General features: G+C 59.7%; 15 protein-coding genes. 7 read left to right on the plus strand and 8 right to left on the minus strand.

All coding sequences use genetic code 11. The features are described 5' to 3' along the window. The first annotated feature begins 247 nt into the window (after positions 1-247). On the plus strand, positions 248-1,048 hold the full coding sequence (locus GN111_RS01460) for an inositol monophosphatase family protein (RefSeq protein ID WP_155302044.1): 801 nt from the start codon (positions 248-250) through the stop codon (positions 1,046-1,048). A 60-nt stretch (positions 1,049-1,108) separates the two neighbouring features. Here GN111_RS01460 and GN111_RS01465 read toward each other — a convergent pair whose 3' ends face one another. Then, the gene (locus GN111_RS01465; protein WP_155302045.1) at positions 1,109-1,354 is read right to left on the minus strand and encodes a hypothetical protein; all 246 of its coding nucleotides are present in this window, start codon (positions 1,352-1,354) and stop codon (positions 1,109-1,111) included. A gap of 52 nt (positions 1,355-1,406) precedes the next feature. Here GN111_RS01465 and GN111_RS01470 point away from each other — a divergent pair, with 52 nt between their 5' ends. Further along, positions 1,407-2,864 carry an aminoacyl-histidine dipeptidase gene (locus GN111_RS01470; protein ID WP_155302046.1) on the plus strand — a complete coding sequence of 486 codons (1,458 nt, stop codon included), beginning with the start codon at positions 1,407-1,409 and terminating at the stop codon, positions 2,862-2,864. 27 nt (positions 2,865-2,891) lie between these two features. Here the strand turns inward: GN111_RS01470 and GN111_RS01475 are convergent, their stop codons facing one another. After that, a complete protein-coding gene (locus tag GN111_RS01475) occupies positions 2,892-3,491 on the minus strand; it encodes a J domain-containing protein (RefSeq protein ID WP_155302047.1) in 600 nt (199 codons plus the stop codon). Positions 3,492-3,584: 93 nt separating this feature from the next. Between GN111_RS01475 and GN111_RS01480 the strand changes: the two genes are divergently transcribed. Next, the gene (locus GN111_RS01480; protein WP_155302048.1) at positions 3,585-3,839 is read left to right on the plus strand and encodes a hypothetical protein; all 255 of its coding nucleotides are present in this window, start codon (positions 3,585-3,587) and stop codon (positions 3,837-3,839) included. Here GN111_RS01480 and GN111_RS01485 read toward each other — a convergent pair. The 4 genes from GN111_RS01485 to lexA all read right to left on the minus strand — a co-directional run bounded on the left by GN111_RS01485 (position 3,820) and on the right by lexA (position 10,040). Continuing rightward, positions 3,820-6,843, minus strand: a complete 3,024-nt coding sequence (locus GN111_RS01485) for a DNA polymerase III subunit alpha (RefSeq protein WP_155302049.1) — start codon at positions 6,841-6,843, stop codon at positions 3,820-3,822. The two genes, GN111_RS01480 and GN111_RS01485, sit on opposite strands and share 20 nt — an antisense overlap. A gap of 184 nt (positions 6,844-7,027) precedes the next feature. After that, entirely contained in the window at positions 7,028-8,200 is a 1,173-nt protein-coding gene (locus GN111_RS01490) for a DNA polymerase Y family protein (RefSeq protein ID WP_170302076.1), read from the minus strand. Positions 8,201-8,380: 180 nt separating this feature from the next. Next, the gene (locus GN111_RS01495) at positions 8,381-9,217 is read right to left on the minus strand and encodes a DUF72 domain-containing protein (protein ID WP_155302051.1); all 837 of its coding nucleotides are present in this window, start codon (positions 9,215-9,217) and stop codon (positions 8,381-8,383) included. Positions 9,218-9,410: 193 nt separating this feature from the next. After that, positions 9,411-10,040 carry a transcriptional repressor LexA gene (lexA, locus tag GN111_RS01500; protein WP_155302052.1) on the minus strand — a complete coding sequence of 210 codons (630 nt, stop codon included), beginning with the start codon at positions 10,038-10,040 and terminating at the stop codon, positions 9,411-9,413. A gap of 213 nt (positions 10,041-10,253) precedes the next feature. Here lexA and GN111_RS01505 point away from each other — a divergent pair, with 213 nt between their 5' ends. The 4 genes from GN111_RS01505 (at position 10,254) to GN111_RS01520 (ending at position 13,528) form a co-directional block, all read left to right on the plus strand. Further along, complete coding sequence (locus GN111_RS01505; protein WP_155302053.1) at positions 10,254-10,919, plus strand: endonuclease III domain-containing protein; 666 nt, start codon at positions 10,254-10,256, stop codon at positions 10,917-10,919. A gap of 235 nt (positions 10,920-11,154) precedes the next feature. After that, positions 11,155-11,943 (plus strand): exodeoxyribonuclease III, encoded by a 789-nt coding sequence (locus GN111_RS01510; protein WP_155302054.1) that lies wholly within the window; start codon positions 11,155-11,157, stop codon positions 11,941-11,943. Positions 11,944-11,954: 11 nt separating this feature from the next. Further along, a complete protein-coding gene (locus GN111_RS01515; protein ID WP_155302055.1) occupies positions 11,955-12,725 on the plus strand; it encodes an alpha/beta fold hydrolase in 771 nt (256 codons plus the stop codon). A 233-nt stretch (positions 12,726-12,958) separates the two neighbouring features. Then, the gene (locus GN111_RS01520) at positions 12,959-13,528 is read left to right on the plus strand and encodes a hypothetical protein (RefSeq protein ID WP_155302056.1); all 570 of its coding nucleotides are present in this window, start codon (positions 12,959-12,961) and stop codon (positions 13,526-13,528) included. A gap of 123 nt (positions 13,529-13,651) precedes the next feature. Here GN111_RS01520 and ftsY read toward each other — a convergent pair whose 3' ends face one another. Further along, positions 13,652-14,785 carry a signal recognition particle-docking protein FtsY gene (ftsY, locus tag GN111_RS01525; RefSeq protein ID WP_155302057.1) on the minus strand — a complete coding sequence of 378 codons (1,134 nt, stop codon included), beginning with the start codon at positions 14,783-14,785 and terminating at the stop codon, positions 13,652-13,654. A gap of 11 nt (positions 14,786-14,796) precedes the next feature. Then, positions 14,797-18,411, minus strand: coding sequence for a chromosome segregation protein SMC (gene smc / locus GN111_RS01530; protein ID WP_155302058.1), 3,615 nt, complete (start codon positions 18,409-18,411; stop codon positions 14,797-14,799). Positions 18,412-18,592: the final 181 nt, after the last annotated feature.

Raw genomic sequence — 18,592 nt, forward strand, 5'->3', positions numbered from 1 at the left:
CTTCGTTTCCTGCCAGCCAAACTTTTTACTGCCCGATTCGTTACCCTATGACAGTTTCCAGACGTCAGCGACTGCCGTTCGACGCAAAGCTCCCATTTGCTAAAATCAAACCGTTGATTGTTTCTGCCGGCGGACCCCTCGTCCCACGAGGCTTCCGCCGGTCGAGCATATGGTGTTTTGCGTCCGTCAACGCCGATAATTTGTAGTACGCTCCACTTTTGTTTACAAACAATCAGGAGGGGAATACATGTCACAGGCGCCAACCCATGGAATTGAAGCCCTGACTTCGTTTGCCATCGAAGCCATTCGCACTGCCGGTCAGACGGCCATGGAGCGATACGGCAAAGGCCGGGGATCGGACAAATTCGACCAGGGTCTGGTCACCCGGGCGGAATTGCAGATCAGCCAACGCTTCACGCAATCCTTGGGAAGCCGGTTCCCCGACCATCTGATATTCACCAGCAAAACGCTGGATACCGCCTATACACATGACAGTCGGCGATACCTGTGGATTTTCGATCCCATCGACGGGGTGGACAACTACCAGGCGGGGATTCCCATTTGGGGTATGTCCCTGGCGCTGCTGGAAAATTTCTGGCCGGTCTTCGGCGCCTTTTTCATGCCGGCCACCGGGGATCTCTTTCACGCCAGGGCCGGCGGGGACGCCTTCTGGGGAGAGGACCGCATTCGCATGGCCAATGATCGCGTCATCGACGACGAGAGTGTGATGTTCACTTTCTCGAGATTCCACCAGCATTATCTCTCCCGGTTTCCCGGAAAAATCAGGAACCTGGGCTGTACAGGCGCGCATTTGTGCTATGTGGCCATGGGGCGGGCGGATGTGGCGATTACCGCAAACGAGTCGTTCCAGGATCTGGCCGCCACCCGCATGATTGTCGAAGCGGCAGGCGGTCAGCTGTATAAAGCCAGTGGCGAGAAATTTTACCTCAATGACTACCTGAACGGCCAGCGGATCGAAGAGCACCTGCTGGTGACATCTTCCGGAAGCTGCCAGGCCGTGCTGGAATGCCTGGAAAAGCGTTTATAGTCTACGGTCGATGGTGGCACAAGGATTTTGGACGGTTATCGGCCCGATTCGATGGCGGTCTTATTCATCGTCGGTGATGGTGGCGCCGGGATTTTCCATCCGATAGATCAGCACGCAAATCCAAAGACCTGCGGCAAAAAGCGTACAGAACAGAAGAAAGTCGTCCGCCGCTTTTCTCCAGGACAGAAAAAACGCGAATGCGATGATCATCAGCAGCTTGGTGTTCATGGCGTCTGTCGTAACCCCTTGTATGGCTCCCGGTTTTGCGCCTGTTGTTCTAACTTGCATATCGGCCTGTTTTTTCATATCTTGAACACCTTTTAGGCTTCCGCCTACCTCATCCAAAGGAGACCGACGCATGGATGCCGCAACCCGCACGGTGATCGACTGTTTTGAAAAAATCAACCAAATCCCGCGCTGTTCAAAAAACGAACAGCAAATCTCCCGGTGGCTTCAGGATTGGGCCTCAGACCGCGGTTGGCAGAACGAATCGGATGCGGCGGGCAATCTGGTGATCCGGGTGCCGGCCTCCGAGGGGTTCGAGCAGGCGCCGGTTGTCATTATCCAGGGGCATGTGGATATGGTGTGTGAAAAGCAGGCCGGGTCCAGCCATGATTTTTCCAAAGATCCCATCCGGATGGAGCAGAAAGGCGACTGGTTGAGCGCCCGGGAAACCACCCTGGGTGCCGACAACGGGATCGCCGTCGCCATTGCCATGGCCCTTGCGGACAACCCGGATATCAAGCATCCGCCCCTGGAACTGTATTTTACGGTGGACGAGGAAACCGGTTTGACCGGCGTGCTTCAGATGGATCCCGGCCTGCTTTCCGGCCGCATCCTGATCAACCTGGATTCCGAGGATGAAGGCATATTTATTGTCGGATGTGCCGGGGGACGCAATACCACAATGGATCGGGAGTTGACGGTGGAGGCCGTTGACGAACCATTGGCCCTGCTTTCGTTGTCTGCCGATGGAATGCAGGGCGGGCACAGCGGGATCGACATTGCCAAGCATCGGGCCAACGCGAATAAAATCCTCGCCAGATTGCTGAAGACCGGCATGGCCGTGGCGCCCATTCGGCTTGCGGCGCTTTCCGGCGGTACCGGCCGAAACGTGATTCCCCGTTCCTGCCAGGCGCGGGTAGCCTGTCGCCCGGAGGATGTCGACGGGCTGAAAAAGGCTTTCCACGCCGCCGGCCGGCTGATGGAGGCGGAATACCGGCCAACGGATCCGAATTTATGCATACAGGTCGAAATGAACGGTCCTGTAAACGGGGACTGCCGTTGCGCATCGCAAGCCGATACAGCCATGGTGGTCCATCTGCTCCTCGCTCTGCCCAGCGGGCCGGTGGAAATGTCTCCCGATTTTCCGCTGCTGGTGCAGACTTCCGCCAACCTATCCATGGTCGAAATCCGGGACGACCGGCTGCAAATCACATCCAGCCAGCGCAGTTCCGTGCCTTCCCGTTTGGACGCGATCTGCCAGGCCGTGGAGGCTGCCGGTATCCTCGCCGGCGCAAATGTTTGTACCAACAGCGGTTATCCTTCATGGCCGGTCAACCGCGAGTCACCGCTGCTCGAACGCTGCGAGAGGCTGTACCGGCGGTTGTTTGATGCTGAACCCACGGTGCAGGTCATGCACGCCGGACTGGAGTGCGGCGTGATCGGTGACCGCTGCCCCGGGATGGATATGATTTCCCTGGGGCCCACCATGGAGAATCCCCACTCGCCTTCGGAGCGGCTCTATCTGCCGTCGGTGGAAAAGGTATGGCGTCTGATGGTGGCTTTGCTGGCGTCGTTTGAATCGGAGGGTTGAGGGGAAACGTTCTTTGTTGGATAGTACCTACCGGCGCCGGCCGATCCCCCGGACCCGGCCCACTGGCCTGACCGGTCCGACGCGGTCCGCAGAACCCACCGCGTCCACGGAGCCACCGCCGCGGCAGCGCCGGTAGCCGGCCGCATTGCGCCGGATGCCCCTTCGGTTGCGGCCTTTGGGGGGCTTGATGGTTCCGCCGGCCATTTCGTCAAGGACCTCCCCGAAATTTTTTCGGCGGTTTGGGGGGCGCCGGTCCGTGGTCGGGGAGGATGGCTCGCGGTGCCACTCTTTGGAAAAGGCGTTCAGGGCGTCGAACAGAGCATCGAGCCAGGATTTCTTTTCCGGTTGCCCGGAGGCGGGCCGGGCGCGGTCGGTCGTGTCCGGCCGGGGGGGCTCAGCCGCAGGGCTGCCCGAAGAAGGCCCATGCACGGTAAGATGTTCCTTGATCTGCGCATAGGCAATATTGATCTGTTTGAGCTGCTCCTCGGCCTCGGCCTTGGCACCCGATTCTTCGGGGAACTGGTCCGGGTGCCAGCGCCGCACCTGGGCTTTATACGCCTGTTTGGCCTGGATTTCGTCCGCGTCGGAGCGCAGTCCCAAAATTTTGAAGCTGGTCAGCAGGTTCATGGTCGGGTCTCGGATGTTACGGCTCCAAGATAGGCAATCTGCATCCGGGTGTCAATCGAACACGATACGAATCATTAAAGAAAACAAGGATCCATGCAAAAACGTCCCTTAACCGCGTCCTATATTTTTTTCTATCTGCTTTTTTCCGACGACACCTGGCGGATTCTCGCCGGTTTCCTCATGGCCGTGTTTCTCGGACCACTGGTTACCCGGGGAAGAGACCTGAGCCAGGGCGGGGAAGTGATGGTCTGGCTGATGATCATGGCTATCGGCTGGTCGGTGTCTGCCTGGCCGGCGAAAAAGATTACCGGAGCCCTGCAGAAAGCCGTTAAGAAGGCGTCAAAATAGATTTCCCTCCGATCACCCCCACCCGGTCCACCGTTAGGGTCGCCACCCCCCAGTTGGTTTCCACCTTTCCTTCCAGCAGGTAGGGTCGGTTGCGGTCCAGCATGTGGCAGAAGCGCCGGTAGGGCTCGGGGAAAAAGGTGGTTTCCACAATCCCGGTCTCATCCTCGAAGGTGAGAAATTCCATGGGGTCGCCACGTTTGGTGCGCACCACCTTGCCGGTGACCAGCCAGGCTGCCAGGCGAATCCGCCGGCCGACCCGATCCGCAAGCCGGTCGGCCTTGACCGTATCCAGGGCCGGGATCGCATCGGCAAACAGGGTGATGGGGTGCCGGTCGCACAGAAAGCCCAGGATGGTGAACTCGCGGCGCAGGCGGGTTGTTGGGTCTGTCGGCGGGAAGCGCGGCGGCTTTTCTGCCCCGGTGGGTGCGCAGTCGGCGAACAGTTCCATTTGGCCCCGTGAACGCCGCCGTCCGGCCTGCCAGCGGACCCGTTCCCACGCCAGGCGGGTCCGCGAACGGGAGTTGTCCAGCCCATCCAGGGCCCCGCAGTGGATCAGGGCCATGGTCTCGTCCTCATCCGGCTGCACCCGTTCCAGAAAATCGGCCATGTCCCTAAAGCCGGACGCCCGCCGGCATCGCAGAATCCTTTCCATGGTGGAGCGGCTTAGCCCGCCGACGGCCATCAGGCCCACGCGCAGCCGCCGCCCCCGGCCTGTCCAGTGGACCCGGCTGACCGTGACGTCCGGCGGATCGATGATCAGGCCCATGCGCCGGGCCTCGGAGACGTAGGCGAAGGTGCTGTAAAAACCGCCCTGATTGCTGATGACGCCGGCCATGAATTCCGCCGGCTGGTGAGTCTTGAGAAACGCCGCCTGGAAAGAGACCCGGGCGTAGGAAGCGCTGTGCGGCTTGCAGAAGGAGTAGCCGGAAAAGCTCATCATCATCTCCCACACAGCGTTGGCCTGGTCGGTGGAAACGCCCCGGCTCCGGGCGCCGGCCAGAAAGCGCTCCCGGTAGTCGGCCAACTGCCGTTGGCGATCCTTCTTGGAGATGATCTTGCGCAGGCCGTCGGCCTCGGCGTCGGAAAAGCCGGCCAGGGCAGTCGCCGCACGGGAAACATCCTCCTGGTAGACCATGATGCCGAAGGTCTCGTCCAGCACATCGGCCAGCAGGGGATGGATGGGGTCCCAGGACCCGCCGTGCAGGCGCCGCAGGTATTCCTGGATGTATTCGTTGGCGGCCGGCCGGATGATGGAGGAGTGGATCACCAGGTGATCGAAATCCCCTTGGCCGGCCTTGCTGTGCAGCAGTCGCATGGCCGGGCTTTCGATGTAAAAGCAGCCCATAGTGCGGCCCCGGGCCACGGTATCCCGGGTATCCGGATCATCCTCCGGCTCCCAGCGCATTTCGTCGAAGGCGATGCCGTTGGCCCGCATGCTGGCCAACGCATCCCGGATCACGCCCAGGCTGCGGTTGCCCAGCAGGTCGATTTTCACCAGGCCGGCGTCCTCGGCGCCGTCCTTGTCCCACTGGATCACGGGTACCCCTTTGGGCGCGGTTTCCACAGGAACGCAGCGGTCGACGGGGTTGGGTGTGATCACCACCCCGCCGGGGTGCACGGAGAGGTGGCGCGGGATGCCGATGATGCGCTGGGCCAGTTCCATGATCCGCGGCCAGGGCTGGGCGAAATCCAGGTGGCGGGTTTCCGGGCGCTGCCGCAGGTTGGCCAGCAGCCCCGCATCCAGTTCCCCACGGCGCCAGAACCAGGGCAGCCGCCGGGAGATCGCGCCGATTTCCGCATCGGGCATGCCGAACACCTTGGCGGTCTCCCGCAGGGCCATGCGCGGTTGAAACAGGATGTGACTGGCGACCATGGCCGCCCGGTTGCCGAAACGCTGCAGAACGTCGTCGATGACCGCGTCCCGTTCGTCCCAGGCAAAATCCACGTCGATATCCGGCGGGTCCGTGCGTCCGGGGTTGAGAAAACGGCCGAAGTAAAGGTTGTGCTTCACCGGGCAGACATTGGTGATGCCCAGGCAGTAGGCCACCAGGGAAGCCGCCGCCGATCCCCGTCCGCAGGTGCGTGGACTCTTCGATATGATTTCCTTGACCACCAGAAAATAGGCCGAGAAGTTCATCCCGGCGATCGTGGCCAGTTCGTGCTCCAGCCGATTGACCACGCCTTCGCCCAGTTCGCCGCCGTAGCGCCTGCGGGCGCCGGCATAGGCCGCCCGGCGCAGGCATTCGTCGGTGCTGCGGCCGCATGGGTCCTGCCAGGGGGGCATGACCAGGCCGGAATCCGGGCCGGTGAAGGTCAGTTCGCTGGCCAGGCGGTGGGTGTTGGCCACGGCCTGGGGGCAGATGGCGAACCGTCGGCGATATTCCTCCGGCGATGCCAGCCAGGCGGTGTCGGGTGCCGTGTCGCCGGGGGCGAGGCGGGAAAGGGTGGTGTTGCCGGCGATGGCCCGCAGCAGCCGGTGCACGGCGAATCCGCACGGTTCCAGAAAGAAGCTGTTCGGGGCGGCCGTCAGGGGGATCTTCAGGCGTCGGGCCGTTTGCACCAACGGGTGAAACGGGGAGAGGGGGCGGCCGGGCAGGGCCGCGGCCGTGTGGACCCCGGAGTGGTGCCAGGCGGCAAGCAGGTCGGCCCGGGCGGTGAGCACCAGCAGGCCCTCGGCCATTTGCGGCAGTTGGATTGAAAGCGAGAATTCCGGGTTGCGTTGGCGCCGGGTGATCAATTGGCACAGGTTGGCATAGCCGGTCGGGTTTTTGACCAGGCAGACGGCGCGGTCCCCGGTGTGCGGGTCGCTGATTTCGGCCCCCACAATGGGAACCAGGCCTTCTTCTTTGCAGGCCTGCAAGAATTTCCACAGGCCGTAGAGGTTGTCCGTATCGGTCAGGGCCAGGCGGTCGTATCCCATGCGCCGGGCCGCCCGGCAGATGGCGGCCGGTGAATCGGTGCCCTGCATGAGGGAGTAGTGGGAGCGGGTGGTTAGGGGGACCATGGTTAATGCCTGAGGTCGGAGGCCGGAGGACTGAAGTCAGAGGACGGAATACGGTTACCGGAATTCCGGGATTCCGGATTTAGAGATTCCGGAATTAAGGGATTAAGGGATTTACGGAGCGGCTTCCAGCCGCGATCCGATTTCCGATTTCAGTCCTCCGGCCTCCGACTTCCGACCTCTGTTTTTACGCTGCCAGCGTCCGCCCCACGACCAGGGCATCGGTGCCGAAGCGGTGGCGGATGCGGTCTATGGACGCCATCAGGTGGTTTTGTTTTTCCGCCCGGCGGCGTTCGGCGACGAACAGCGGGCGCTGGGCGGGCGGATCGATCAGCCTGTCGCAGATCAGGGTTATGCGCCGCAGCCGGGTTCGGCGGGTCCAGGCCAGGTCCAGCACCCGCCGGGCGTGGGAAAAGAGCGCGAAATCGTCGGCCGTGGCCGGTTTTGCCGCTGTCTGCCGAATCCTGCGGACGCCGTCGGTATGTTCGATGACCATGCCGATGCGTCGGGCGGCCAGCGCCTGCTGCCGCAGCTTTCGGCCGGCGGCTTCCACCAGTCGGTACAGGCAGCGTTCCATGCGAAAGCGGTCATTGGTGTCGTTGCCGAATTCCTTGATCTGGACCACCCGCGGGGGAGATTGACCCACGGGGCGGACCGGCGACGGGTCGATGCCCTGAAGACGGTCGCGGATAAAGTGCCCCCGGTCCCCGAAAAGGGCCTGCATCTGGTCGGCGGTCAGTTGGTTGGCCTGAAAGACCCGGCTGATGTTGAAATCGTTCAGGCGCGCCAGGTCGCCGCGTTCGATGCCGGGCAACAGGAAAAGGGGCAGGGGGGCCAGAAAGGCTGCCTCGTCGCCGGGGTCCACGATATACTCGCCTAGGGGTTTGACCAGGCGGCTGGCGGTTTTGGCAACCAGCTTGCTGGTGGCCAGCGACCAGATGGGGGTCAGATTCAAATCCTCCAGGATCCGGCGGCCCAGCCGCCAGGCCACATCCACCGGCGGTCCCAGCAGGCGGCTGCTGCCGGTGACATCCACAAAAAGATGACCGTCCCTGTCGCCCGGCTCGATGAGGGGCGAGCTGGGCAGGGCGGATCTGAGCATCCGGTCCATGGCCTGGGCGTAACGATGGGACCGGGGCGGCAGCACCTTGGCGTCCCGGCAGCGGCGCAGGGCCCGGCCCAGGGGCATCTGTTTTCTCACCCCGGCCTGGAAGGCCTCTTCGCTCATGTCGTACACCGTGGCACGGGCGGCGCCCTGCGGTGCGATGATGACCGGACGGCCGTCAAGCCGGCGGTCCAGCACCCGTTCGACGGCTACGGCGAAGTCGGCGACGTTAATGTGGATAATGGCACGTTCCATAAGCATCGGCTTTGCGAGAATTCTTTGGCCGGCGTTATCGGTCGTCGCGGTATTCCATCATACAGCTTCCTCCCTCTGGCCTTGTCCAAAAAATTCTCGCAAAGCCGATTGGAAACCTCATCCCTTAATTCCTTAATCCCTTAATCCCTTAATCCCTGAATCCCTAAATCCGGAATTCCGTTATCCGTCATCCGACCTCCGACCTCCGGCATCCGAGAGTTGTTCCATCAGCATCCGCGCATTCTTCGGCGCCTGGCCGCGGACGTGGTTGTTGAAAAAGACCAGGCCGGTTCTGGACAGTCGGGCCATTTGGGGAATTCGTTCTTCGGACCACACAGCCAGTTCGTCTTCGCTGTAATCGTAATCGAATTGTTTCTGCATGTTGCCCGAGCGCCAGCCGGCCGCGTTGCGGCCGTGAAATCGGACGTAAAACAGGTCCGGGCTGGTGGCGACGGCCAGGGACGGGAACAGGTCCGGTAGGTCGGGGACGTCCACGCAGGCCAGGGCCACCTTTCTTGCTTCCAGGGAGGCAAACACCCGGTCGACGGCCCAGGAGGCGTGCCGGAACTCCACGGCAACGGGCAGGCCGGCCAGGGCGTCGAGGAGACGGGCCAGGTAGCGGCGGTTTTCCGGCGTACGCCGGAAAAAGGGCGGCAACTGCACCAGTACGGCCAGCAATTGCCCGGATTGGACCAAAGGGGCGATGCCCTCCCGGTACAGGGCGGCCTGGGCCGGCCACCCTTTGGGGTCCACTTCGTGGGTCAGGGTGCGGGTGAGTTTGGCTGCGAAACGAAATTCTTCCGGCGCCTTGCGGCGCATGCGGTCCATGGCCGCCGCCTTGGGCATCTGGTACCAGGTGAAGTTGATCTCGGTGACCGGGAAGATGCGGGCGTAGTGCGGCAGCATCTGGACCGTGCCGGTTCCCGGCGGGTAGAAGCCGCCATCCACCCACTCGTTGTAGGCGTATCCGCAGGTGCCGATGAGGATGGGAGGGAAGGGGGTGGTCTTCTTTTCCATGGCAGTCGTTTGGAAAGATCGATCCGTTCGGTTTGCTTGATGAATTCAGAATTCAGGAGTCAGAATCCAGAATGAGAAATTTTCTTCATCTCCATCTTATGGATACGACGGAGCAGAGCGACACGACCCCTTCTGGATACTGAATTCTGGCTTCTATATTCTTTCTTCACAGGTTTTCACGTGTTCTTAGCGATTATTTGGAATGCAATGTCCGCTGGATTCCCACCACCCGCCCCTGCACCAGCACCTCGTCGAATCCATAGCGCATCACCGGGTAGTCGGGATTTTCCGGCCGCAGTTCCACGTGGTCCCGGTGGAGAAAGAACCGTTTGACCGTGGCCTCCTCTTCGTGGACCAGGGCCACGACAATTTCGCCGTTTTCGGCGTACTGGCGCGGCGTGCACACGGCCATGTCGCCTTCCAGGATGCCCGCGCCTTGCATGGAATTTCCCCGTACCCGCAGGGCAAAGAGGTTGCGGCCGCGGTAGAGGCTGCTGTCCAGCACCAGGCTGCCTTCCCACTCCTGCTGGGCATACAAAGGCAGGCCGGCGTTGACCCGGCCCACCACCGGCACTTCGACCCAGCGTTGGGTGCCGTCGGTTTGTCCCGTGGGGCCGATGAGGTGAAGGGTGCGGCTGTAGCGGCCCTGGCGCCGAACCACTCCTTTGCGCTCCAGCAGTTTCAGGCGCTGGGAAACGGCCGCATGGCTGATGCCCAGGTCCCGGGCCGCCTGGCGGAGGCTGGGCGCCTTGCCGGTGCGTTGGATGGCGGACTTCAGGTAGTCGACAAGCTGTTTTTGCCCCGGCGTCAGTTGGGTTTCCACGGTTTCTTCTCCTGTAGCTTCATTTAAAATGAATTATAGGAGGATGAATGTAAATGTCAATGTAAAGTTTTTTGTATATATATTGATTCACAAATCGGTTGCCCTGCCCGAAACGGCGACGATGGTTGACGATTTCATGGAAAATGTGGCAAGTCGTCTTGAAACTAATTTAGTCAAGCAGATTGCCTGCGGATCCGGAAAGAGACCCTTGTGATGACCAAAAAGCGCACCTTCGACATCGACCGTTTCGTTGCCGCCATCGAAGCCAACTATCGCCAGTGGAATCCCCCCATTATCACCTTTATCGCCAATCGCGGGGCCACTCCCTTTGAAGTGCTGGTTTCCACCCTGCTCTCCCTGCGTACCAAGGACGAGGTGACCGGCGAGGCTGCCCGGCGCCTGCTGGACGTGGCCAGGACGCCGGAAGCCATGGTGAAACTGAGGCCCAAAAAGATCGAGGACCTGATCTATCCGGTGGGGTTCTATCCCACCAAGGCCAAACGGCTGCTTTCCATCAGCCGCATCCTGCTGGATCGCTACGGCGGAAATGTGCCGGACACCCTGGAGGAGCTTACCGCGCTGCCCGGCGTGGGCCGCAAGACCGCCAATCTGGTGCTCGTGGAGGGCTTCAAGATTCCGGCCATTTGCGTAGACACCCACGTGCACCGCATCAGCAACCGCATCGGCTACGTGAAGACCAAAACGCCGGACAAGACTGAACTGGCCCTGCGCAAGAAACTGCCCAAGCGTCACTGGGTGCGCTACAACGAACTGTTGGTGGCCTTCGGGCAGACGCTTTGCCGGCCCATTTCCCCGTTTTGCAGCCGGTGCCCGGTGAGTGAGATGTGTGCACAAATCGGGGTGGAGCGCCACCGGTGATGCGTGCCCATCCAGAAATGGCCAATTTGCCCGATATCTTTGTTGCGCGGAAAATTTTATCCTCGAAATATTAACCATATGCACCCCAAGGGCATTTCCTTCGGGCACCTGCGGTAAAATTTTTCGTGCGCCTCGATCTCGACCAAATTTGCCTATTTCTGGATGGGCACGGTGTGCCTACTTTACGTAAATGCGGGAGATGCACCGAAAAAATAACAATAAAAAGAGGTAACCAATGCCCAAACAGACCATCAAGTTGGTTTCCTGGAACGTAAACGGCTATCGTGCCGCCATGAAAAAGGATTTTCTGGATTCCATCAAAGCGCTGGATGCGGATATTTTCGGCCTTCAGGAGACCAAGCTCCAGGAGGCGCAGCTCACCAAGGCCATGAAGGAGATCGACGGCTATCAGCCGGCATTTTCTTTTTCCACGGTGAAAAAGGGCTACAGCGGAGTGGCCGCCTATTCCCGGATGACCCCCAGGGCCGTGCGTAACGGCCTCGGCATTCCGCGTTTCGACGATGAAGGCCGCATTGTGGAACTGGAATTCGATGCGTTTACCTTCTTCAATGTCTATTTTCCCAACGGCCAGATGAGTGACGAGCGCCTGCAATACAAGCTGGATTTCTACGAAGCCTTTTTCGAATATACCGAGGCGCTGCGCAAGGAGGGCAAGAGCCTGATCATTACCGGCGATTTTAACACGGCTCACAACGAAATCGATCTGAAGAACCCCGGCCCCAATTCCGACCGTTCCGGATTTCTGCCCATCGAGCGCCAGTGGATCGACCGCATTGTCGATATGGGTTACGTGGACACCTTCCGCCACCTGTATCCCGAAACCGTGAAGTACTCCTGGTGGACCTACCGCTTCAACGCCCGCAAGAACAACGCCGGCTGGCGCATCGACTATTTTTTCGTTACCGGTGACATGATCGACAGGGGGTGGGTCAAGGACGCCTTCATCGACAACGATATTTTCGGGTCGGATCATTGTCCGGTGGGGCTTATATTAGAAATATGAGGAAACCGTAGATGCCAACGCTAAAAATAAACAATCTGGATACCTACTACGAAATCAGCGGAGAGGGGGAGACTGTCGTGCTGCTGCACAACGGCTTTTCCTGCGGCATGATGTGGGAAGAGGTCGCTCCGATGCTGGTAGAGGGTGGTTTCCGGGTGCTGGTCTATGACCGCCGCGGATATGGTCGATCCGATGGCGGCGCCGACTTTGCCGACCACTACGTAAGTATGACTTTTCGCCGGGAAAGCATGGCAGCGCTGGCCGAACTGCTCGATCATCTGAAAATTGACCGCGTTCACCTTGTCGGCCAGTGTGAAGGAGGCGTTGTGGGCGCGGACTATGCCGTGGATTATCCGGATCGGGTGCGGAGCCTGGTCGCCGCCAGCACCCTGTGTCACAGCCTCATCTCCATGGAAGAATTCAATCGTAGAAAACTGCCGCCGACCTTTGACGACCTCGACCCGAAACTGCAGAAGAAATACCTTCGCTGGCACGGTCTCAAACGGGGACGGATTTTTTACGACATCTGCGCCCGGGGCGGCGGCTGTTACGGGCAAACCGGCGATTTCGACCTACGGCCGACCCTCTCCAGGGTGACGGTTCCGACCCTGGTGATGTATCCGGATCGGGGCTATTTTTTCGATGTGGAGCAGGGTGTCGCCTTCTATCGTCACTTGAGCAAAGGGGAACTGCTGGTGTTTCCAAAATGCGGCCACAACATCTTTGAGCACTACCCACAGCTTTATGCCCGCCAGGTCATGGCCTTCATCAACCGGCATTAACAGCGCATACCAGCTTGTCGCACCACCGTCCTGCAGAGGTGTCTGAATAATAATTATCGTTCATTTTTTGTTCTCTTAAAAAGCAGTTGACGGATGCCCAGTCGAAATGGCAGGTATAGGGCAGACCCATTCCTTTTCTTTTTCCTATTGAAAACGAAAATCGAGCCTGAACGGATCGCTCCAGACAGGAGCTGCGCGAATCAGACCTCGCACAGGAACGCAACGGGGGGAGAATGAAAAACGACTATATCGACGAACTGATACAGGCGGTGACCCGGGTTGTGAGCCCGAACGCGCCCTTGTTGAAAGATGTTCTGGTGATCGGTGGAATGCCGGAACCCACCCAGAACCTGCGATACCTGAGTTACAACCGCCACACCACCATGGAGCACGGCTGCAGCTGTGAATTTTCCGCCGTGGCAGTGATCAACAATCGAAGGGCCCGGGAGTGGCAGTTGGTAGGAACGTCGAAAAAAATCAGTGGGTGGGTGTTTTCCAGCCGTTGGACCCGCAATCCGCTGGACCTTTTTCTGAACAATCTCAGATGCGACCCGTCGGTCATCGAAGTCCTGGCAGAGGCCGACGGCGCCTATACCCTGCTCGGAATACTCACCATGAGCGATTTTCTGACTTCAAGTCCGGCACAACGCTCCGAGCAGTATATCTGTCCGGTTGTCGCAATACCGGGAATGGATGCCGATGCCCTGCAAACCGTAAAAGCGTTCGAAGCGGCCAACCGGATTCAAAAATCGGGCTTTATCGGCCTGCAGCTATACCGCAAGCGGGGAAGCCTGATGGTGTGAAAACAAAAAAAGGATTCAAGGGGTCGTGGGGTCAAGGAGTCAAGTGAACGACGACCTCGAACCCATGTTCGTTCCGTTCGTTTCACTGGACCCCTCGAATCCTTGAATCCTTGAACCCTTCGTTTAAAACAACGCCTCGACAAACTGCTTGGGATCGAAAGGCTGCAGATCCTCTACCCCTTCACCCACCCCGATATATTTCAACGGGATGTTCAGTTCCGAACAGATGCTGACCACGATGCCGCCTTTGGCCGTTCCGTCCAGCTTGGTCAGGGCGATGCCGGTGATCCCTAAGGCTTCGTTGAACATCTTGGCCTGGGAAAGGGCGTTCTGGCCGGTGGTGGCGTCCAGCACCAGCAGCACTTCGTGGGGAGCATCGGGGAGGCGTTTGGACAGGGTGCGCTGGATCTTTTTGATCTCTTCCATCAGGTTGACCTTGGTGTGGAGGCGTCCGGCGGTGTCCACATAGACCGTGTCCGCACCCCGGGAAATGGCGGCTTCGATCCCGTCGTAGGCCACGGCGGCCGGGTCGGCATTGTCCTTGTGACGGACGATCTCGGCGCCGGCCCGTTCGGCCCAGATGGATATCTGCTCGATGGCGGCAGCCCGGAAGGTGTCGGCGGCGGCAATCAGCACCTTGCGGCCCTTTTTGGATTCGTGGGCGGCCAGTTTGCCGATGGTGGTGGTCTTGCCCACCCCGTTGACCCCGACCACCATGACCACATGGGGTTTGGCGGCTGCCTCGGGGACCGGTTCGGGCAGAGCGTCGAAATAGGCCAGAATCTCCTCTTTCAGCACCCGTTTCAATTCCCCGGCGCCCGCAATCCGTGAGCGCTTGCCGGAGATGCGCTCCATGATGTCCATGGTTGTCTGGACACCCATGTCGGAAGTGATCAGCAGTTCTTCCAGATCTTCGATCATGTCGTCATCGACGATCTTTTTCCCCAGAAACAGCTCGTCGATGTCGGTGGTCAGAATTCTGCGGGTTTTGGACAGGCCGGATTTCAGGCGTGCGAACAGGCCCGGGGCTTTTTTTTCGGCAGGGCCGTTATCCTTTTCGGGCTCGAGATCCGGGGCATCCTGCACTTCGGCATCGGGTTCGTCCGCTGCGGTGGAAAAATCATCGGAGGAGGGCTCTTCCCCGGCGGCTTCATTTTCGATGGCTTCGTCCGCCGAGGACGCATCCAGCGATTCTTCCTCGATTTTCTCCGGTGGTTCGGTTTTCTCTTTTTTCTTCTTCAGCCATTTAAAAGCCATGGCATTCCCTTTTATGCGGCCGTCAGTTCAGCGGTGTTCTTCTCATTTCCCAGGTTGACCGATACCACCTTCGACAGGCCTTTTTGTTCCATGGTGATGCCGAAAAGCATGTCGGCAAATTCCATGCTGTTCTTGTTGTGGGTAATCATGATAATCTGAGACTTCTCGCCGATCACCTTCATCAAATTGTTGAAGCGCCCGACATTGGCGTCGTCCAATGGCGCGTCGATCTCGTCCATGAGACAGAAAGAGGCCGGCCGGAGCAGAAAAATGGAAAAAATGAAACTGATGGCCGACAAAGCCTTTTCGCCGCCGGAGAGCAGGCTCATGCGGGACAGCTTCTTTCCCGGCGGGTGCACCATGAATTCCACGCCGGTTTCCAGAGGCTCGTCCGGACGGGTCAGTTCCAGGCGGGCGGTGCCGCCTTCGAACAACCGCGGAAAGACCTCTTGCAGTTTTTCGTTGATGCGCTCGAAGGTGTCCAGAAAACGCTCCTGGGTGATGCGGTTGATCTTGCGAATTACCTTGTGCAGCCCTTCGATGGCCTTGAGTAGATCGTCGCGCTGCTCGCACAGAAAATCGTAGCGTTCTTTCTGCTCCTCGAACTCCCGGATGGCCTCCAGGTTCACGTCGCCAATGTTTACAATTTTCTCGCGAATGGAGGCAAGGGCTTTTTCCAGTTCTTCGGGGCGCTGTCCTGCAGATTCATCGGATGAGTCCTGGCCGGTTTTCAGTTCGGCGATGGCGCAGTGGTAGGCTTCCTGGCAGCGGTTTTCCAGGTTTTCACGCTTGATGCGTTTTTCGGCCAGATCCATCTCCAGCACTCGGATCTTCTGATGAAGCGATTCCCGCTGGGTCTGGATTTGGGAGGCCTGCTCGTCGTTTTCCTTCAAGCGGGCATCGATGTCGCCAAACTCCTTTTCGTCGGCGTTCAGACGGCTTTCCAACTCCTTGAGGGCCTCGTAGTGGGCGGACAGATCCCGCTGGGCGATTTCCCGGCGCTTGGCGGCGCCGTCGATGCGCTGCTTTTTGGCGTCGATATCCTGGGTAAGCTGCTCCAGGCGGCGGATGCCGTCGCTCTGAAAATCCTTCAGCCGGCGAAGGGTGCCGGTACAGTTTTCCAGGTTGGCCGTGGACGAGGTGAGTTGGAGCTTCAGGTCGACGATGCGCTGGTTGAACGCTTCCAGTTCCCTGGCGGTCTCGTCGATGCGGGCCGACGCGCGCGCCACCTCTTCCTGGGATTCGGCCACATTGCCGGCGATGGTTTCCAAAAGGGCATTGTAGCGTTCGATCTCTTCGTCCAGGTCCATCTCCTCGCCCATGAGCTGTTCCTGCTCGAGACGTACGATTTCCAGGTGGCGGCGGGCACTTTTTAAGTCTTCGTCGGCACGATACAGGGCCTTTTCCGCTTCCATGGCATCCTGTTCGGCGTCCTGCTTTTCGGCGATGGTTTCCTGCAGCTCTTTTTCCAGCCCCCGAACCCGGGTCTCCATTTCCGCCTGGGTATTGCGGGCTTCTTCAAGCTGGTTGTTCAGTTGGGCGCATTGTTCGGTCAGCGCCTTGATTTCCTGTTTTTTGGCCAGAATGCCGGACAGCTTGTCCGGGCTGCCGCCAATCATCACCCCCTGGTGGGAAAGCAGGTCCCCGCTCCGGGTGACCACACTCTGGACCCGGCCATTGCGCTGGAACAACTCCCGGGCCGAATCCAGGGTTTCGGTCACCGCCACGTGTCCCAGCAGGGCTTCGGCGACCGGTCCGTATCCATCTTTGACGCGGATGTGATTCAACAGCCGGCGTTCGGGTTCCGGCCGTTTTTCCGGGCGGTCGTCCATGGTGCGCAGGTTGCCCACGGGAATGAATCCGCAGCGCCCGGACCGGGCCTGCTGCAGGTATTCGATGGCGCCGGTGCCGGCGGACTGGTCCTGCACCAGGATATATTGCAGCGATTCGCCCAGGGCCGCTTCGACGGCGGTTTCGTAGGTCGGCGCCGGGTCCAGGACATCCGCCAGAAGCCCGACGATACCGGTCGGCGGTTGTGGCGTCCCGTCCGACTGCGCTGGCTGACGGGCGGCCTGGAGCACGGCCTTGACACCGTCTTTGTACCAGTCCAGGTTGGCCTCCATCTTTTTGAGCGTGGCCAGGCTGGATCGGGCCTTGTTGCGTTCCATGTCCAGTGTCTGTGCGGTTTTGACCTGGGTGGAAAGCGAGGCGATGGCTTCGTCCAGGTTCTGCTTTACGGACTTGATCCGGTCATCGAGTTCCCGGATTTCGTTTTTGATGCGGCGCGATTCGGCATCGGCGGTTTCCCGCCTTTGCGTGGTTTCCCTTACGGTCTTGTCGGCCAGCAGAACCTCTTCGTCGGTGCGCTGCAGCCGACGCTTGAGGTTTTCGCGGTTGTTGGCCGCATTCTGATGGGTGTTTTTGGTCCGGGCCTCTTCGGCCACCATCTCCATCAGTTTGCTTTTCCCGGATTCCAGGTCCCGGTTCAGGCTGTCGAGGCGTTCGCGCAAGTTTGCGGAATCGGTGTTTTCCCGGGCAATGGTGGTTTTGACCTCCGCGATTTTCCCAGTAAGATCTTGATGCTGTTGCTGAACCCCGTCGATTTCTGACCGGATGGTGTCGTTTTTGGCCTCCAGATCGGTTCTGGCAGTCTCCAGTTCCCCGATTTCGACCGACAGCCGCTCCCGTTCGGTCTTCATGTGGGCCAGCTCGGCTTCCAGGCGGTCGATGGTGCGCTGGATTTCGAATTTCCGGGATTTTTGGGCGGCGATGTCCCGATCCTTCTCGCTGCGCCGCATCTTGATCGCTTCGATGGCCGCATCGATCTGCTTGAGACGGGTGGACTGACCGATATCGTCGTCCTTCATGGATTGGAGCAGGGCGCCGGCTTCGTCCATCTGCCTGCCCAGTTCCGCATCGCGGTGGCACAACAGGCGGATGTCGATCTCGCGCGCTTCGGCCTTGAGGCGTTTGAAGCGAGAGGCTTTGCGGGCTTGGCGCTTGAGGCCGTTCATCTGGCGGTCGATTTCGGTGATGATGTCCTTGACCCGCATCAGGTTCTGGTTGGTGGCGTCCACTTTGCGCAGGGCTTCGGTCTTGCGCATCTTGTAGCGGGTGACGCCGGCGGCCTCCTCGATAAAAACCCGGCGTTCGTCCGGTCCGGCGTCGGTGATGGCGCCGATGTTGCCCTGCTGGATGACCGCGTAGGTGCGGGAGCCCACACCGCTGCCCATGAAAATGTTGTGGATATCTTTGAGACGGCAGGGCTGCTTGTTGATCAGGTAGGCAGTTTCGCCGCTGCGGTACAGGCGGCGGGTCACCATCACTTCGCTGAAATCCCGGAACTCTTCGGGCATGCTGCCGTTGTCGTTGACCAGGGTCAGGGAGACTTCGGCCATGTTCAACGGCGGCTTGCCGCTGGCGCCGGAAAAAATGATGTCTTCCTTGCTCTTGCCGCGAAGCTGTTTGAGGCTCTGTTCGCCCATGACCCAGCGCAGGGCGTCCACGACATTGCTTTTGCCGCATCCGTTGGGTCCGACCACCGCGCAGATTCCGGGCGGAAAGGCGATGCTGGCTTTTTCGAAAAACGATTTGAAACCGATAATGTCCAGTTTTTTCAGTTTCATGGCTGCCTGGCTCCAAGCCGCCTTCACCGCCGCTCTTTTTTGCGGTTAAGCGAATGGTGCGGTTTTACAGTTGAGTTGTTGAATTTAATAAGGTGAATGCCGCCAAGGGCTGTAATGGGCCACTAATTATCATCAAGGCAGTGGCGTTGTAAAGTGGAAAAGCACAATTTGGGGTGGGATA

It is taken from the genome of Desulfosarcina widdelii, assembly GCF_009688965.1.
In the GTDB taxonomy this organism is placed as follows: domain Bacteria; phylum Desulfobacterota; class Desulfobacteria; order Desulfobacterales; family Desulfosarcinaceae; genus Desulfosarcina; species Desulfosarcina widdelii.

Excerpts from the sequence above, each read along its gene's own strand:
- GN111_RS01495 (WP_155302051.1), bottom strand. The coding sequence starts at position 9,217 with ATGGAAAAGAAGACCACCCCCTTCCCTCCCATCCTCATCGGCACCTGC.
- ftsY (WP_155302057.1), bottom strand. The coding sequence starts at position 14,785 with ATGGCTTTTAAATGGCTGAAGAAGAAAAAAGAGAAAACCGAACCACCG.
- GN111_RS01480 (WP_155302048.1), top strand. The coding sequence starts at position 3,585 with ATGCAAAAACGTCCCTTAACCGCGTCCTATATTTTTTTCTATCTGCTT.
- GN111_RS01470 (WP_155302046.1), top strand. The coding sequence starts at position 1,407 with ATGGATGCCGCAACCCGCACGGTGATCGACTGTTTTGAAAAAATCAAC.
- GN111_RS01515 (WP_155302055.1), top strand. The coding sequence starts at position 11,955 with ATGCCAACGCTAAAAATAAACAATCTGGATACCTACTACGAAATCAGC.
- GN111_RS01520 (WP_155302056.1), top strand. The coding sequence starts at position 12,959 with ATGAAAAACGACTATATCGACGAACTGATACAGGCGGTGACCCGGGTT.
- GN111_RS01465 (WP_155302045.1), bottom strand. The coding sequence starts at position 1,354 with ATGAAAAAACAGGCCGATATGCAAGTTAGAACAACAGGCGCAAAACCG.
- smc (WP_155302058.1), bottom strand. The coding sequence starts at position 18,411 with ATGAAACTGAAAAAACTGGACATTATCGGTTTCAAATCGTTTTTCGAA.
- GN111_RS01510 (WP_155302054.1), top strand. The coding sequence starts at position 11,155 with ATGCCCAAACAGACCATCAAGTTGGTTTCCTGGAACGTAAACGGCTAT.
- GN111_RS01460 (WP_155302044.1), top strand. The coding sequence starts at position 248 with ATGTCACAGGCGCCAACCCATGGAATTGAAGCCCTGACTTCGTTTGCC.
- GN111_RS01485 (WP_155302049.1), bottom strand. The coding sequence starts at position 6,843 with ATGGTCCCCCTAACCACCCGCTCCCACTACTCCCTCATGCAGGGCACC.
- GN111_RS01475 (WP_155302047.1), bottom strand. The coding sequence starts at position 3,491 with ATGAACCTGCTGACCAGCTTCAAAATTTTGGGACTGCGCTCCGACGCG.
- GN111_RS01505 (WP_155302053.1), top strand. The coding sequence starts at position 10,254 with ATGACCAAAAAGCGCACCTTCGACATCGACCGTTTCGTTGCCGCCATC.
- GN111_RS01490 (WP_170302076.1), bottom strand. The coding sequence starts at position 8,200 with ATGGAACGTGCCATTATCCACATTAACGTCGCCGACTTCGCCGTAGCC.